This window comes from Streptomyces sp. R35 (genome assembly GCF_041053035.1).
GTDB classification, from domain to species: Bacteria; Actinomycetota; Actinomycetes; order Streptomycetales; family Streptomycetaceae; genus Streptomyces; species Streptomyces lutosisoli.
In genome coordinates this window covers 6,926,368-6,940,810 of record NZ_CP163440.1, presented here as the reverse complement: position 1 = coordinate 6,940,810, position 14,443 = coordinate 6,926,368, and the positions used below count along the sequence as shown (strand labels likewise).

The window sequence follows — 14,443 nt, the reverse complement described above, 5'->3', positions numbered from 1 at the left end:
TACTAACGGGTAAAGCGCGGGACAAGTGTTCTGCCAAGGGCAAAGAATCATTGGGCCATTCGTAGGGACTCCACAAAGAATCGTTGTGGGGCGCAGCACGGAGGGACAGAGACCTTGACCACATCGGAGGGCTAGGGTTCAGGGAAGGATTCCTGCGTGCCGTGGTGCGACAAGGGATTTTGAGGGTCCGGCGAGCCTCGCATCACGCTCCGTGTGGGCAAGCTCACCACTGGGGACGGGTCGAAAGGTCGTGTCGGCAGTCCCTAAACTCGGCTTGTTTCAAGGAGGGAGCCATCGTGCGCAAGGTGCTCATCGCCAACCGTGGCGAAATCGCTGTCCGCGTGGCCCGGGCGTGCCGGGATGCCGGGATCGCGAGCGTTGCCGTGTATGCGGAACCGGACCGGGACGCTCTGCATGTCCGTGCGGCGGACGAGGCGTTCGCGTTGGGCGGTGACACCCCGGCCACCAGTTACCTGGACATCGCCAAGGTGCTGCAGGCCGCCAAGGATGCGGGGGCGGACGCGATCCACCCCGGGTACGGCTTCCTGTCCGAGAACGCCGACTTCGCCCAGGCCGTTCTCGACGCCGGGCTGATCTGGATCGGCCCGCCCCCGCAGGCCATCCGTGACCTGGGTGACAAGGTCGCCGCCCGGCACATCGCCCAGCGCGCCGGCGCCCCGCTGGTCGCGGGCACCCCCGACCCGGTCTCCGGCGCGGAGGAAGTCGTCGCGTTCGCCGAGCAGCACGGCCTGCCGATCGCGATCAAGGCCGCGTTCGGCGGTGGCGGGCGCGGCCTGAAGGTCGCCCGCACCCTCGAAGAAGTCCCCGAACTGTATGAGTCCGCGGTCCGCGAGGCCGTTGCCGCGTTCGGCCGGGGCGAGTGCTTCGTCGAGCGCTACCTCGACAAGCCCCGCCACGTGGAGACCCAGTGCCTGGCCGACTCCCACGGCAACGTCGTCGTCGTCTCCACCCGTGACTGCTCGCTGCAGCGCCGCCACCAGAAGCTGGTCGAGGAGGCCCCCGCCCCCTTCCTGTCCGATGCGCAGGTCGCCGAGCTGTACGCGTCCTCCAAGGCCATCCTGAAGGAGGCCGGCTACGTCGGCGCGGGCACGGTGGAGTTCCTCGTCGGCATGGACGGCACGATCTCCTTCCTGGAGGTCAACACCCGCCTGCAGGTCGAACACCCCGTCACCGAGGAAGTCGCCGGACTCGACCTGGTCCGCGAAATGTTCCGCATCGCCGACGGCGAGGAACTCGGCTACGGCGACCCCGAACTGCGCGGCCACTCCATCGAGTTCCGCATCAACGGCGAAGACCCCGGCCGCGGCTTCCTGCCCGCCCCGGGCACCGTCACCGCCTTCGCCCCGCCGTCCGGCCCGGGGGTCCGCCTGGACGCGGGTGTGGAGTCCGGCAGCGTGATCGGCCCGGCCTGGGACTCCCTGCTCGCCAAGCTGATCGTCACCGGCGCCACCCGCGAACAGGCCCTCCAGCGCGCCGCCCGCGCCCTGGCCGAGTTCCAGGTGGAGGGCATGGCCACCGCCATCCCCTTCCACCGCGCGGTCGTCACCGACCCGGCCTTCGCCCCCGAACTGGGCGGCTCGGACGCGCCGTTCACGGTCCACACCCGCTGGATCGAGACCGAGTTCGTCAACGAGATCCCCGCCTTCACGACCTCCGTGGACACCGAGGCCGAGGAGGAGCCGGGCCGCGAGACGGTGGTCGTCGAGGTCGGCGGCAAGCGTCTGGAGGTCTCGCTGCCGGTCTCGCTGGGCATGTCGCTGGCCCGTACCGGGCTTGCCGCCGGTGCCAAGCCCAAGCGCCGCGCGGCCAAGAAGTCCGGTCCGGTCGCTTCCGGCGACACCCTCGCCTCGCCGATGCAGGGCACCATCGTCAAGGTCGCCGTCGAGGAAGGTCAGGAAGTCAAGGAAGGCGACCTGATCGTCGTCCTGGAAGCCATGAAGATGGAACAGCCGCTGAACGCCCACCGTTCCGGCACCATCAAGGGCCTGTCCGCGGAGGTCGGCGCGTCCGTCACCTCCGGCGCCGCGATCTGCGAAATCAAGGACTGATCACTCAGTTCTCTGTGTGACACCCGAAGCGCCCGGCGGACTGGAGCAGTCAGTCCGCCGGGCGCTTCGTTCTTCCCCCGTCCCCCGTGGCTATGCGGTACGCACCCAGCCGATGCCCTGCCGGATGATGACCAGGCCCGCCACCCCGAAGGCGATGCCCATCATCACGAAGGAGAGGACGGTGACGGGCATGATGCCGCCCGCGTAACCGACGACGTTGAGCGGCATCGACAGGATCAGCACCCAGGCCGCCCAGGGCGCGATCACCCGGCCCCGCAGCAGCGCCACCCCGAGCAGGATCGCGCCCACGACATGCGCGAACACGAAGTAGAGGGTCGGCACACCGACCACCGGCAGCTCGAACGTGCCGTCCCCGATCTTGGCCAGCACCGACTGGCTCACGCCCTTGTGGAGCCCGCCGAGCGCGATCACGTCCAGTGACGGCGTCACGGATATCGCCAGCACTCCGGTGCCGAGCAGGAGCATCCCCCACAGCCCGAGCTTCGGCGAGTACCGCATGGCCAGCAGCCCCACGACGACCGTGCCGGCCACGAGAGCGATCGTCCCCAGTACCCAGCCCCAGACGGTGAGTTCGGTGAGCGACCGGTGGTCGGCGATCTGGTTGATCATCTCCTTGTTGGAGTCGGCGGTCCCGTACGGAATGAGCGCTATGGCGGCCGCGAACAGCAGCGGGCCGAGCGCCGCCGTGACCGCCATGATCCTGCGGCCTGTACTGGCCCCCGAAGCGGTGGCTTCGGCAACGGTGTGTGCGCGTGACGGCGTCGCGGTCATCAGGGTCCCCCTTGGCAGCCCGTCCCTGGTCGGAACGTCCTGCGTCCAGTGAAGCGACCGGACCTGGCCGATGACCATCCGTCAATTCTGACCGGTCGCGACATGTCGTGTCCTCGCGTGCCGGAGGGCGGGCCGTGTCAGGGCCGTGCCGACGGTCAGTCGTCGAGCAGCCCCAGGTCCCTGCCGCGCCGCAGCAGCGCCGCCGTGTGCCCGGCCTCCAGCTTCCGGTGCAGGGACGCGATATAGCCGCGTACGGTCGCCGCCGAGAGCCCCATCCTGTTCGCCGCCTCCGTGGCCGTACGCCCGCTGTCGAGGTGCACCAGGGTCCGGTGCTCCTGCTCGGTCACGCCGAACAGCCGGGCGGCGGCGCGCCCTTGGGCGAGGTCGCGGAGCAGCAGGAGCGTGGGGAGCCCGGGCGCGGTCGTGGGCAGCGGCCGTACCTCGACATGGCGTACGGCGAAGGGCACGGTCCCGGCCATGCGGGGGTCCTCGCGTACAAGGGGCAGCAGGGCGGCGGCCGCCGCGTTGAGGGCGTACGGGTGTCCGTGCTCGTCGAGGGCGGCGACGCCGCGGCCCTGGCTGCCGACCAGTTCCAGGGCGACGGCGGAGAGGGCGATCAGGCGCTCGCGCTCGGCCAGGTGGCGTTCCGCCGCCGCGAGTTGGAGCTGCGCGAAGCCGAGGAGGTCGCGTTCCCTCTCGTTGAAGTCGCTGCCGCTGCGGACGAGGGCGTACCCCTTGACGATCGCGGTGTCCGAGCCGCCCGAGGCGACGAGGTGCCGGCGCATCCCGAAGGGCCGGAAGTCCAGGTTGAAGCAGTGGGTGCGCTGCCACTGCCGGTCCCCGGCCACGTCGCTGACCTTCCAGGCCTCGGGGGTCGGCGTCTGGAGCATGACTTCGGTCAGCGGGTGGTCCAGGGGATGGTTGTAGATCACCATCGGGTCCTCGTGGAAGGAACCCTCGGGATGGGAGAGGGCGGCGAGGCCTGTTGTCAGGGAGTCGGCCGAGAGCCGGTACCACTGGCCCGCGTCGCAGGGGATCAGCTCCATCAGCGCCAGCAGCGCGCGCTCCCGCAACTCCTCGACGGATCCGGCCTCTTCGGCCTCCCGGACGAGCCGCAGCACGCGCAGCCCGTCCGCACCGCTGATCTCCATGCACACTCTCCCGGCGCTGCTCCCGCCAAGGGACGTACTGAGGGACGTACTGAAGAACGAACCGAGAACGAACTAAGGCACGTACGGGAAAAGGGGCGTACCAGATCAAGATACGGCTTTCCCCCTGCCCGGGAAGGCCGTTCGGCAGCCCCCGACGGCACGGTGAACCGCGGCCGCGAGGCAGAAGTGGGCAGGTGAATGCCATGGTGGGCGCGACCGCACGGGAGAGAGCGGGGGCGCCCGGGCCCCCGGAGAACCCCGGGGCGCGGCGCGCCCTACGTGCCGACGCCCGGCGCAGCCCCGCGCGGAACGCGCAGCGGCGGTTCGGACCTCGCGCGGTGTGGCGGCCCGGTGCGCGAGAGGCGGGCAGGGCGGACAGGACGGGCAGCGCCCTGCTGCCGCGTGCGCGGGAGGCGGGCGCTGTACGCCCCGGCGTGTCGACGGCAGCCTCGGCCCGGCCTCAGCTCAGCGGGTTTCCGGCCGGCGGCTCCGGCTCAGCGGCGGCGGAGGTCCGCCACCCGTGCGCGCTCGCCCTGGGGCTGTTCGCCCAGGACCGTAGCGCTGCGCAGCTGGGGCCCCGCACCCGGTACCACCTGGCCGCGGCGCGGCCCGGGGAGCGGTACGTCCCGGCGTGGCTGGCGCCCCGCCGGGACGGGATCGCCTCCCGCGCCGCCGGATGCGGATGACCCGGCCACCGCGATCTGTACGCCCTGGTCGGCCAAGGCCTGCAGTTCGGTGACCGCGCGGTCGTCGTGCGGGGGCGGCTCGTCCGTGACCAGGCGGGTGATCAAGTCGGTCGGCACCGTCTGGAACATGGTGTCCGTGCCGAGCTTGGTGTGGTCGGCGAGGACGACGACCTCCGCGGCGGCCTGCACCAACGCGCGGTCGACCGAGGCCGACAGCATGTTGGACGTGGAGAGCCCGCGCTCGGCGGTGAGCCCACTGCCCGACAGGAAGGCCCGGGAGACGCGCAGCCCCTGGAGGGACTGCTCGGCGCCGGAGCCGACCAGGGCGTAGTTGGAACCGCGCAGGGTGCCGCCGGTCATCACGACCTCGACGCGGTTGGCATGGGCCAGCGCCTGTGCCACCAGAAGGGAGTTGGTGACGACGGTCAGCCCGGGCACCCGCGCGAGCCGGCGAGCCAGCTCCTGCGTGGTGGTGCCCGCCCCCACCACAATGGCCTCGCCCTCTTCGACGAGACCCGCGGCGAGATCGGCGATGGCCGTCTTCTCGGCGGTCGCGAGATGCGATTTCTGCGGAAAGCCGGACTCCCGCGTAAACCCGCCCGGCAATACCGCACCGCCATGCCGGCGGTCGAGGAGTCCTTCTGCCTCCAGTGCGCGCACGTCCCGCCGTACGGTCACTTCGGAGGTCTGGACGACGCGGGCGAGCTCACGGAGCGACACGGCTCCATTCGCTCGCACCATTTCGAGGATCAATTGGCGACGTTCTGCAGCGAACACGAAACTGACAGTAACCCCAACGACCGTCTGCTTTCAGCAGTTTGCGCCGAATAACAGAAGTTGTTCGCATGGCAGGGCGCGAAGTGGTATACGCGCCTACTCGCGCCGCCTATGCCGTACGAATGGTCGACAACTCCCTGTGACCAGCGGAGAGTCGCCGGAAACCGTCAGCCTTCGCCCGTGGCCTTCCGGGTGTGCAACTGCCGGGCGACCTCGGCGATCGAGCCCGACAGGGAGGGATACACGGTGAACGCGTTCGCGATCTGTTCGACCGTCAGATTGTTGTCGACCGCGATCGAGATCGGATGGATCAGCTCCGAAGCGCGCGGGGAGACGACCACGCCACCCACGACGATGCCGGTGCCGGGACGGCAGAAGATCTTGACGAAGCCGTCGCGGATGCCCTGCATCTTGGCGCGCGGGTTGCGCAGCAGCGGCAGCTTGACGACCCGGGCGTCGATCTTGCCCGCGTCGACGTCGGCCTGCGAGTAGCCGACGGTGGCGATCTCGGGGTCGGTGAAGACGTTCGAGGAGACCGTCTTGAGGTTCAGCGGGGCCACCGCGTCGCCCAGGAAGTGGTACATGGCGATACGTCCCTGCATCGCCGCGACGGACGCGAGGGCGAAGACACCGGTCACGTCACCGGCCGCGTACACACCGGGAGCGGTGGTCCTGGAGACCTTGTCGGTCCAGATGTGCCCGGAGTCCCTGACCTTGACGCCGGCCTCCTCCAGACCCATCCCGCTGCTGTTCGGGATGGCGCCGACGGCCATCAGGCAGTGCGAACCGGAGATGACCCGGCCGTCGGAGAGCGTGACCTCGACGCGGTCGCCGACCCGCTTGGCGGACTCGGCGCGGGAGCGGGCCATGACGTTCATGCCGCGGCGCCGGAAGACGTCCTCCAGGACGGCGGCGGCGTCCGGGTCCTCTCCGGGCAGCACGCGGTCGCGGGACGAGACGAGGGTCACCTTCGACCCGAGCGCCTGGTAGGCACCGGCGAACTCGGCACCGGTGACACCGGAACCGACGACGATGAGTTCCTCGGGCAGCTCGTCGAGGTCGTAGACCTGGGTCCAGTTCAGGATCCGCTCGCCGTCGGGCTGCGCGTCGGGCAGCTCACGCGGGTGGCCGCCGGTCGCGATGAGCACGGCATCGGCGGTGAGCGTCTCCTCGGTGCCGTCCACGGCACGGACGACGACCTTGCGCGAGCCGTCCAGCCCCTGCATGCCTTCGAGCCGGCCGCGACCGCGCAGGACGCGCGCGCCGGCCCGGGTCACGGAGGCCGTGATGTCGTGCGACTGCGCGAGCGCGAGCCGCTTCACACGCCGGTTGACCTTGCCGAGGTCGACCCCTACCACCCGGGCGGCCTGCTCCATGGGCGGGGTGTCGTCGGCGACGATGATCCCCAGTTCCTCGTACGACGAGTCGAAGGTGGTCATCACCTCGGCCGTAGCGATAAGGGTCTTCGACGGCACGCAGTCGGTGAGCACCGACGCCCCGCCCAGACCGTCGCAGTCGACGACGGTCACCTCCGCGCCGAGCTGCGCGGCGACCAGCGCCGCCTCGTACCCGCCGGGTCCGCCACCAATGATCACGATCCGAGTCACGTACTCCATTGTCCCGCACGCTTCAAGGTGCTTCCGCCCAGGGGGGCACCGGGCGTGCATCCGAGCTCCTTCTGTTACGCAAGAGACGTACGTGTCGCTGCCGTACCCTCGACCCCATGTCGCTCTACGCCGCGTACGCCGGCAATCTCGACCCGCGGCTCATGACACGCCGCGCTCCCCACTCGCCGCTGCGCGCCACGGGCTGGCTGAACGGCTGGCGGCTGACCTTCGGGGGCGAGCACATGGGCTGGGAGGGCGCGCTCGCGACGATCGTCGAGGCACCGCGCTCCCAGGTCTTCGTGACGCTGTACGACATCGCACCCCTGGACGAGGACTCCATGGACCGCTGGGAGGGTGTGGGCCTCGACATCTACCGCCGGATGCGCGTACGCGTGCACACGCTGGAGGGAGAGGAGCCGGCGTGGGTGTACGTACTCAATGGGTACGAGGGCGGACTGCCCTCCGCGCGGTACCTCGGTGAGATCGCGGACGCGGCGGAGTCGGCGGGGGCACCGCACGACTATGTGATGGAGCTGCGCAAGCGCCCCTGCTGAACCGGACATGAACCAGGCATGAGCCAGGACGGACCCGAGGGAAAGCCGGCAAGCCGGAATGCCCCCGCCGTGGGGGCGCCCCGGGAATCCTCCGTCTCCAACCAAGGGTCCCCTTTGTTGGAAACGACAAGACAACGATCGCAAGACCGTGAGCTCTGTCATCTACGCGCGTAGGCCTGGACCAGCTACGCTCATGCGCGTGAACGCATCTCTTCTTCCGGACGACATCCAGGGCGACCCCTACGCCGCCGCCGACGCCGCCGCCTCGCGCCTGCGCGAACTCACGGGCGCCGAGACCCACGACGTCGCCCTCGTGATGGGCTCCGGCTGGGCGCCGGCCGTGGACGCTCTCGGCTCCCCCGACGCCGAGTTCCAGGTCACCGAGCTGCCCGGGTTCCCCCCGCCGGCGGTGGAGGGCCACGGCGGCAAGGTCCGCTCGTACAAGATCGGCGACAAGCGGGCCCTGGTCTTCCTGGGCCGCACCCACTACTACGAGGGCCGCGGGGTCGCCGCCGTCGCGCACGGCGTGCGTACCGCCGTCGCCGCGGGCTGCAAGACCATCGTGCTCACCAACGGCTGCGGCGGTCTGCGCGAGGGCATGCGCCCCGGGCAGCCGGTGCTGATCAGCGACCACATCAACCTGACGGCCACGTCGCCGATCGTGGGCGCGAACTTCGTGGACCTGACGGACCTCTACTCCCCTCGCCTGCGCGCCCTGTGCAAGGAGATCGACGGGACGCTGGAGGAGGGCGTGTACGCGCAGTTCCCCGGCCCGCACTACGAGACGCCGGCCGAGATCCGGATGGCCCGGGTCATCGGGGCGGACCTCGTCGGGATGTCGACCACCCTTGAGGCCATCGCCGCGCGTGAGGCCGGTGCCGAGGTGCTCGGTATCTCCCTCGTCACCAACCTCGCCGCCGGCATGACGGGCGAGCCCCTCAACCACGAGGAGGTCCTCCAGGCCGGCCGCGACTCCGCCGCCCGCATGGGCGAACTCCTGACCAAGGTCCTGGACCGCCTGTAGGACTTTCCTCGCCCCCGCCGCCCCTACCCGTCCCATCCGTTCCTGGGGGCTGCGCCCCCCAGACCCCCCTAAAAGATTGCGCAGTTCCCCGCGCCCCTTTTAGGGGCGCGGGGAACTGCGCAATCTTTTGGACCGGCCCCCACCCACCCGCAGCCAACACACAACCGAACGGGGTCGAAGGGGCAGAGCCCCTGGGGGATGGGACGGGTGGGGGCGGCGGGGGCGAGGAAAACCGGGTACACAGCAACGTACGAACGAAGAGAGAGGTGCACCCGAGGTGCAGGACGAACTCATCGCACGGGCCAAGGCGTGGCTGGCCGAGGACCCCGACGCGGAAACCCGTGACGAACTCGCCAAGCTCATCGACGCCGAGGCCCTGCCCGAGCTCGCCGCCCGCTTCAGCGGCACCCTCCAGTTCGGCACCGCCGGCCTGAGAGGCGAACTCGGCGCGGGCCCCATGCGCATGAACCGCTCCGTCGTCATCCGCGCCGCCGCCGGCCTCGCCGCGTACCTGAAGAGCAAGGGCGAGACGAACGGCCTCGTCGTCATCGGCTACGACGCCCGCCACAAGTCCGCGGACTTCGCCCGCGACACCGCGGCCGTGATGACCGGCGCCGGCCTCAGGGCAGCCGTACTCCCCCGCCCGCTCCCCACCCCCGTCCTCGCCTACGCCATAAGGCACCTCGGCGCGGCGGCCGGCGTGGAGGTCACCGCCAGCCACAACCCGCCCCGCGACAACGGCTACAAGGTCTACCTCGGCGACGGTTCGCAGATCGTGCCCCCGGCGGACGCCGAGATCGCGGCGGAGATCGACGCGGTGCGCGCACTCGCCGACGTACCGCGCCCGGACTCCGGCTGGGAAACCCTCGACGAGGGCGTCCTGGAGGCCTACCTGGCCCGTACGGACGCCGTACTGGCGCGGGGCTCCGCCCGCACCGCCCGCACCGTCTACACGGCGATGCACGGCGTCGGCAAGGACGTGCTGCTCGCGGCGTTCGCCCGGGCCGGGTTCCCCGCCCCCGTCCTCGTCGCCGAACAGGCCGAACCCGACCCGGACTTCCCCACCGTCGCGTTCCCCAACCCGGAAGAGCCCGGCGCGATGGACCTCGCCTTCGCGAAGGCCCGCGAGACCGGCCCGGACCTGATCATCGCCAACGACCCGGACGCCGACCGTTGCGCCGTGGCCGTGAAGGCCGGCGCCGACTGGCGGATGCTGCGCGGCGACGAGGTCGGCGCGCTGCTCGCCGAGCATCTGGTCCGGCGGGGCGCGCGCGGTACGTTCGCCGAGTCGATCGTGTCCTCCTCCCTGCTCGGCCGGATCGCCGGGAAGGCGGGGCTGCCGTACGAGGAGACCCTCACCGGCTTCAAGTGGATCGCCCGCGTGGAGGGGCTGCGCTACGGGTACGAGGAGGCGCTGGGCTACTGCGTCGACCCGGACGGCGTACGCGACAAGGACGGCATCACCGCCGCCCTCCTCATCACCGAGCTCGCCTCCGAACTGAAGGAGGAGGGGCGCACCCTCCTGGACCTCCTCGACGACATCGCCGTCGAGTACGGCCTGCACGCCACCGACCAGCTCTCGGTCCGCGTCGAGGACCTGTCGGTCATCGCGAACGCCATGCGGCGGCTGCGCGAACAGCCGCCCACCGAGCTCGCGGGTCTGGCGATCACGAAGTCCGAGGACCTGACCAAGGGCACGGACAAGCTCCCGCCGACGGACGGTCTGCGCTACACGCTGGACGGCGCCCGCGTCATCGTCCGCCCGAGCGGCACGGAGCCGAAGCTGAAGTGCTACCTGGAGGTCGTGGTGCCCGTGGGCACCCACGACGACCTCCCGGCGGCCCACGCGAAGGCCACCGAGCTGCTGACGGCGATCAAGCGGGACCTGTCGGCCGCGGCCGGCATCTGAAACCGCTGACACGCTGACACCGCCCGGGTGGGCCGATCGCCGTCGAGCAGACGGCGACGGGCCCACCCGGAGCGAACCCTTCTCCGCCGCCCTTACGGGTGATTTCCGCACGGCAGTTGACGCAGCGCTCCCGTGCGCGACCACGTGACCGAGGAACGGTTACCGGTAGCGCACACCGAGTCCCAGGAGCTGCCGCGTGCCCTCGACCGCTTCCCGGCCGACATCCACCCCACCCGCGAACGCCCCGAGCGGACTCGTCCCGAACATCCGGCGCCCGCCGCGGGACGCCACCCCCGCCGCCAGACTCCTGGCCCATCTGCGCCGCGCGGCCCCCGCGCTCCTGGCCTACGCGGCCGTACGCGTCACCGGCCTGCTCCTGCTCACCCTGTGGGCCCACCGGCAGCACCACGGCCTCTGGCCGATCCTGGCGACGGAGTGGGACGCGGCCTGGTACCTGGGCATCGCCGACCACGGCTACACGCACCACCTGGGCACCGCCTACGACGCGAACAACCTCGCCTTCTTCCCGCTCTACCCCCTCCTGGTCAAGACGGTCGCGGTGCTGACGCCGGGCACCCGGGCGACGACGGGCCTGATGATCGCGGTCGCGGGCTCCTTCCTCGCCGCGTGGGGGATCCACTCGGTGGGCAGCCATCTGCACGGCCGCCGTGTGGGCGTGCTGCTGACCGTCCTGTGGGCGGCGCTCCCGGTGGGCCTGGTCGAGTGGATGGGCTACACGGAGTCCCTGTTCACGGCGTTCGCCGCGTGGGCGCTGTACGCGGTGCTCACCGGCCGCTGGCTGTGGGCGGGTTCCCTGGCCGCGCTGTCGGGGCTGACCCGCCCGACGGGCATCGCGGTGGCGGCCGCGGTCACCGTGACGGCCCTGCTCTCCCTCCGCCGCGGCTTCACGGCACGCGCCCTCGCGGCCGCCGCCCTCGCCCCGGCCGGCTGGCTCGCCTACGTCGGCTGGGTGGGCCTGCGCCTGGGCCGCTGGGACGGCTACTTCGCCGTTCAGCGGCTGTGGCACAACGAGTGGGACGGCGGCGTGGAGACCGTGCGCCGGCTGCGGGAGGTCCTGGCGGACGACTCGACGCCCGAGCTGTTCCTGGTGATGGTGACCGTGACGCTGCTCGCGTCGATGGCGCTGTACGTCCTCTCCGCGTGGGACCGCCAGCCGCTCCCCCTGCTCGTCTTCACCGGGGTCCTGCTCCTGATCGTCCTGGGCAGCGGCGGCGTGTACTTCCCCCGCGCCCGCTTCCTCCTCCCCGGCTTCCCCCTGCTGCTCCCGCCGGCCCTGTACCTCGCCCGCGCCTCCCGCCGCTTCCGGACACTCGCCCTCACGGCCGCGGTACTGGGCTCGGCGTACTGCAGCGCGTACATGGTTCTGGTGTGGCCGAGCGCGCCCTGACGACGGGGGCAGGCCCCGGCCTGGCTACGGAAGCAGGACGAGCAACGCCACCCAGACGAGGCCGCCCACCACGGCCACCGGCCACAACGGCCGGCCCAGCTCCCGCTCACCGCTGTCGCCGGCCGGCCGCAGTGCCGGGTCCTGCCACATGGCGGTGATCTGGGCGGCCGCCTTCTCGTACGGGTGGATCAGGCCCATCTTCCGCTCCAGCCAGGGCCAGCGGGGGCCGAAGGCCGACCACTCCGGGAAGGTCGCGCGGTGGCTGTCGATCTTCAGGTGGTTGCGCTTGCACTGGACGATCCGTATGTGGTCCCAGGCGATGTGGTGCGTGCGGCGCAGCCCGTTGAACCACAGCCCCGCGCTGTCCGCGGTGATGCGCCAGGCGACCCATGGGGGCAGCATCCAGACGCCGAAGGCGCCGAGAGCGATGCCGATGCCGTACCGCCACAGTCCGGTCTCGCCCCAGAAGAAGTGCGCGCCCCACACGACGATGGCGACGGCGGACAGCCAGTCCGGCCAGCCCGCGCGCCACCGCCGTACCGGCTCGGCACTCTCCCGCACCGCCGCGCTCGCCGCCGCACTCCGCTCCTCGTACGCGGCATCGCGCGCCGCGAGGGCCTTCTCCTTGGCGGTACGACGGCGCACGGCCGCCTCCGAGAGGGGCCGCACGACTCCGGTCGACCACTCGACGACCGGGGGCTCGCCCGGTTCCTCGGCAGCGCTGACGACAAGGACCTCGGCGCCGTCGTAAGGGACTCCGTAGAGGAGGGCTTCGCGGAGGGGCCCGGGGGCCGGGTCGTCGTCTTCGAGCTCGTCGAGGAGTCTTTCCAGCTCCTCGTCTTCCATGTCGTCGTCATGGTCGTGATCGTGATCGTCGGTGAACTCGCGCAGCGGGACGACGAAGAGCGGTCGCCGTGCCTTCCAGTCGTCGGCGGCGTACACCTCCGTGCAGACGTCCTCGTTGTCGCGGATCCGCACACGCAGTACGGGCACGGACGTACGGCGGAGGAGCCTGGCCCTTCGGCGGCCCAGCAGGCCGGAGAGGACGACGGTCAGCCCCAGACCGAGGACGAAGCAGCCCCCCATCCGCACGCCCTGCCGGTCCTGGGCGGCGTCCGGGAGACCCGAGAGCGCGAGCACGACGGCGCCGAGCACGGCCAGCAGGAGCCCGGCCCACAGCAGGAACGTCCCGCGCTCCAGCCGCTTGGCCGCGCCCGGCAGCGGGGCGGTCACACCGTCGGCCGCGTTCAGGGCCGCGCGGCGCTGCCGCGTCCTGGCCCGCAGCCGTACGAGGGCGGACGCCCAGGACAGGGCCAGCGCCACGGCCGGCGGAATCGCCCACGGGAGCCCGGGCCGCTCGGCCGCCAGGGCGACGACCAGGGCGGGCGTCGAGACGAGAACGACCTCCGGCAGCTGCATCATCCACACCATGTGGAGTGCGAGCAGCGCGGCGAGGTACGGGGACATGTCCGCGCCGAACAGCCAGAGGAAGGCCGAGGCCAAGGCGAGGGCGGGCACGCTCAGGAGGTGAACCGACAGGACGCGTATCGGCACCCAGCGCGGCGGCAGCGCCTCCGTCCACCGCCGGGCCGACTCGCCGTCCCAGGAACGGCAGCCGTCGGGAACGGCGGAGGCGGGCAGCCGCAGCGGCCCCTCAAGACTCGTACTCATCGATGCGTCGCTTCCCGGACAGGCGGGCGGGAGGTGTGGTGCTGCCCCCGTAATTAGCCGAGAAGCCTGTGAATCGTACGAGGGCCCCGTCAGCCCACCGCGAGCAAGATGGCCAGCAGGATCGCCCCCGCGGCCGCGGGCGCCATCACCTCGTACGCCCATCGCACACTGACCTCGCCCTGCGCGCTCTCCTCGGAAGCCCTGGCCTCGGCCAGCTCACGCAGGTCGTCCATGATCTGGTCGGTCTGGGCGCGGCTCGACGCGGCGGAGCCGGGGGTCGAACGGCCGAACGAGGACGCGCGGCCACCGCCCGGGCCCGACGTGGCGCCCCGCGCCTGCTGCTTGGCCACCTTCTTGCGGGCGCGCAGCGAGACGGGGACCGCCCACAGCTGGTACTTCCTGCCGGAGGTGTCGACGACCTCGTTGGAGTAGCTCGAGCGCAGGGAGGCGACCTGGCCCCAGGGCAGCGCGATGACGCGGAACGGGTTGCGGATGCGCAGCCGGTTCTCGTTCGCGTAGACCGCGGGGCGCAGGGTGAAGGCGGAAACCAGCGGGACGATGAGGATCAGCGAAGCGAGTGCCAGCCAGGGGGTGCGGCCCTCTCCCGAGGCCAGCGCGTCGATGCCGAGCCAGCCCGCGAGGACGAGCAGCAGTGCGCCGCCCGCGATACCGGCGGGAGACCGGTAGATCCGGTCCTTCGACTCGGGTCGCGAGGCGTCCGGTACGGGTGGCTGGTGATCCGGGGTGGTCATGGCCCCGATTCTGCCGGACGCCCGCGGCGGGCTCCTTCTGGGG

At 71.3% G+C, this 14,443-nt stretch carries 10 protein-coding genes and 1 pseudogene; 5 read left to right on the top strand and 6 right to left on the bottom strand.

All coding sequences use genetic code 11. The annotated features are described in order from the left end of the window. The first annotated feature begins 296 nt into the window (after positions 1-296). A complete protein-coding gene (locus AB5J50_RS31605; RefSeq protein WP_369261543.1) occupies positions 297-2,069 on the top strand; it encodes a biotin carboxylase N-terminal domain-containing protein in 1,773 nt (590 codons plus the stop codon). Between the two features lie 90 nt (positions 2,070-2,159). Here the strand turns inward: AB5J50_RS31605 and AB5J50_RS31600 are convergent, their stop codons facing one another. From AB5J50_RS31600 to AB5J50_RS31585, 4 genes and pseudogenes are all read right to left on the bottom strand, one after another. Next, the gene (locus tag AB5J50_RS31600) at positions 2,160-2,861 is read right to left on the bottom strand and encodes a hypothetical protein (protein ID WP_369261541.1); all 702 of its coding nucleotides are present in this window, start codon (positions 2,859-2,861) and stop codon (positions 2,160-2,162) included. 155 nt (positions 2,862-3,016) lie between these two features. After that, positions 3,017-4,012 (bottom strand): helix-turn-helix transcriptional regulator, encoded by a 996-nt coding sequence (locus tag AB5J50_RS31595; protein WP_369261539.1) that lies wholly within the window; start codon positions 4,010-4,012, stop codon positions 3,017-3,019. Between the two features lie 494 nt (positions 4,013-4,506). Beyond that, a complete protein-coding gene (locus tag AB5J50_RS31590) occupies positions 4,507-5,475 on the bottom strand; it encodes a DeoR/GlpR family DNA-binding transcription regulator (protein WP_327431223.1) in 969 nt (322 codons plus the stop codon). A gap of 167 nt (positions 5,476-5,642) precedes the next feature. Beyond that, positions 5,643-7,148, bottom strand: a pseudogene (locus AB5J50_RS31585) (NAD(P)H-quinone dehydrogenase); the annotation flags it as partial. A gap of 50 nt (positions 7,149-7,198) precedes the next feature. Here AB5J50_RS31585 and AB5J50_RS31580 point away from each other — a divergent pair. From AB5J50_RS31580 to AB5J50_RS31565, 4 genes are all read left to right on the top strand, one after another. Then, positions 7,199-7,636 carry a gamma-glutamylcyclotransferase gene (locus tag AB5J50_RS31580; protein ID WP_330306915.1) on the top strand — a complete coding sequence of 146 codons (438 nt, stop codon included), beginning with the start codon at positions 7,199-7,201 and terminating at the stop codon, positions 7,634-7,636. A gap of 199 nt (positions 7,637-7,835) precedes the next feature. Then, complete coding sequence (locus AB5J50_RS31575) at positions 7,836-8,660, top strand: purine-nucleoside phosphorylase (RefSeq protein ID WP_327431221.1); 825 nt, start codon at positions 7,836-7,838, stop codon at positions 8,658-8,660. Between the two features lie 277 nt (positions 8,661-8,937). Next, positions 8,938-10,569: a phospho-sugar mutase gene (locus tag AB5J50_RS31570; protein ID WP_369261537.1), complete on the top strand. Its 1,632-nt coding sequence runs from the start codon at positions 8,938-8,940 to the stop codon at positions 10,567-10,569. 265 nt (positions 10,570-10,834) lie between these two features. Further along, positions 10,835-11,977, top strand: a complete 1,143-nt coding sequence (locus AB5J50_RS31565; protein WP_369265569.1) for a hypothetical protein — start codon at positions 10,835-10,837, stop codon at positions 11,975-11,977. Positions 11,978-12,001: 24 nt separating this feature from the next. On the opposite strand, the gene AB5J50_RS31560 is transcribed toward AB5J50_RS31565, so the two are convergent. Together AB5J50_RS31560 and AB5J50_RS31555 are read right to left on the bottom strand one after the other, a co-directional pair. Next, positions 12,002-13,648, bottom strand: coding sequence for a hypothetical protein (locus AB5J50_RS31560; RefSeq protein WP_369261536.1), 1,647 nt, complete (start codon positions 13,646-13,648; stop codon positions 12,002-12,004). Between the two features lie 89 nt (positions 13,649-13,737). Next, complete coding sequence (locus AB5J50_RS31555) at positions 13,738-14,400, bottom strand: PH domain-containing protein (RefSeq protein ID WP_369261535.1); 663 nt, start codon at positions 14,398-14,400, stop codon at positions 13,738-13,740. Positions 14,401-14,443 lie beyond the last annotated feature (43 nt).

What these genes read in the sequence shown, in the direction of transcription:
- AB5J50_RS31555 (WP_369261535.1), bottom strand. Translation starts at nt 14,400, where the DNA reads ATGACCACCCCGGATCACCAGCCACCCGTACCGGACGCCTCGCGACCC.
- AB5J50_RS31595 (WP_369261539.1), bottom strand. Translation starts at nt 4,012, where the DNA reads ATGGAGATCAGCGGTGCGGACGGGCTGCGCGTGCTGCGGCTCGTCCGG.
- AB5J50_RS31580 (WP_330306915.1), top strand. Translation starts at nt 7,199, where the DNA reads ATGTCGCTCTACGCCGCGTACGCCGGCAATCTCGACCCGCGGCTCATG.
- AB5J50_RS31600 (WP_369261541.1), bottom strand. Translation starts at nt 2,861, where the DNA reads ATGACCGCGACGCCGTCACGCGCACACACCGTTGCCGAAGCCACCGCT.
- AB5J50_RS31560 (WP_369261536.1), bottom strand. Translation starts at nt 13,648, where the DNA reads ATGAGTACGAGTCTTGAGGGGCCGCTGCGGCTGCCCGCCTCCGCCGTT.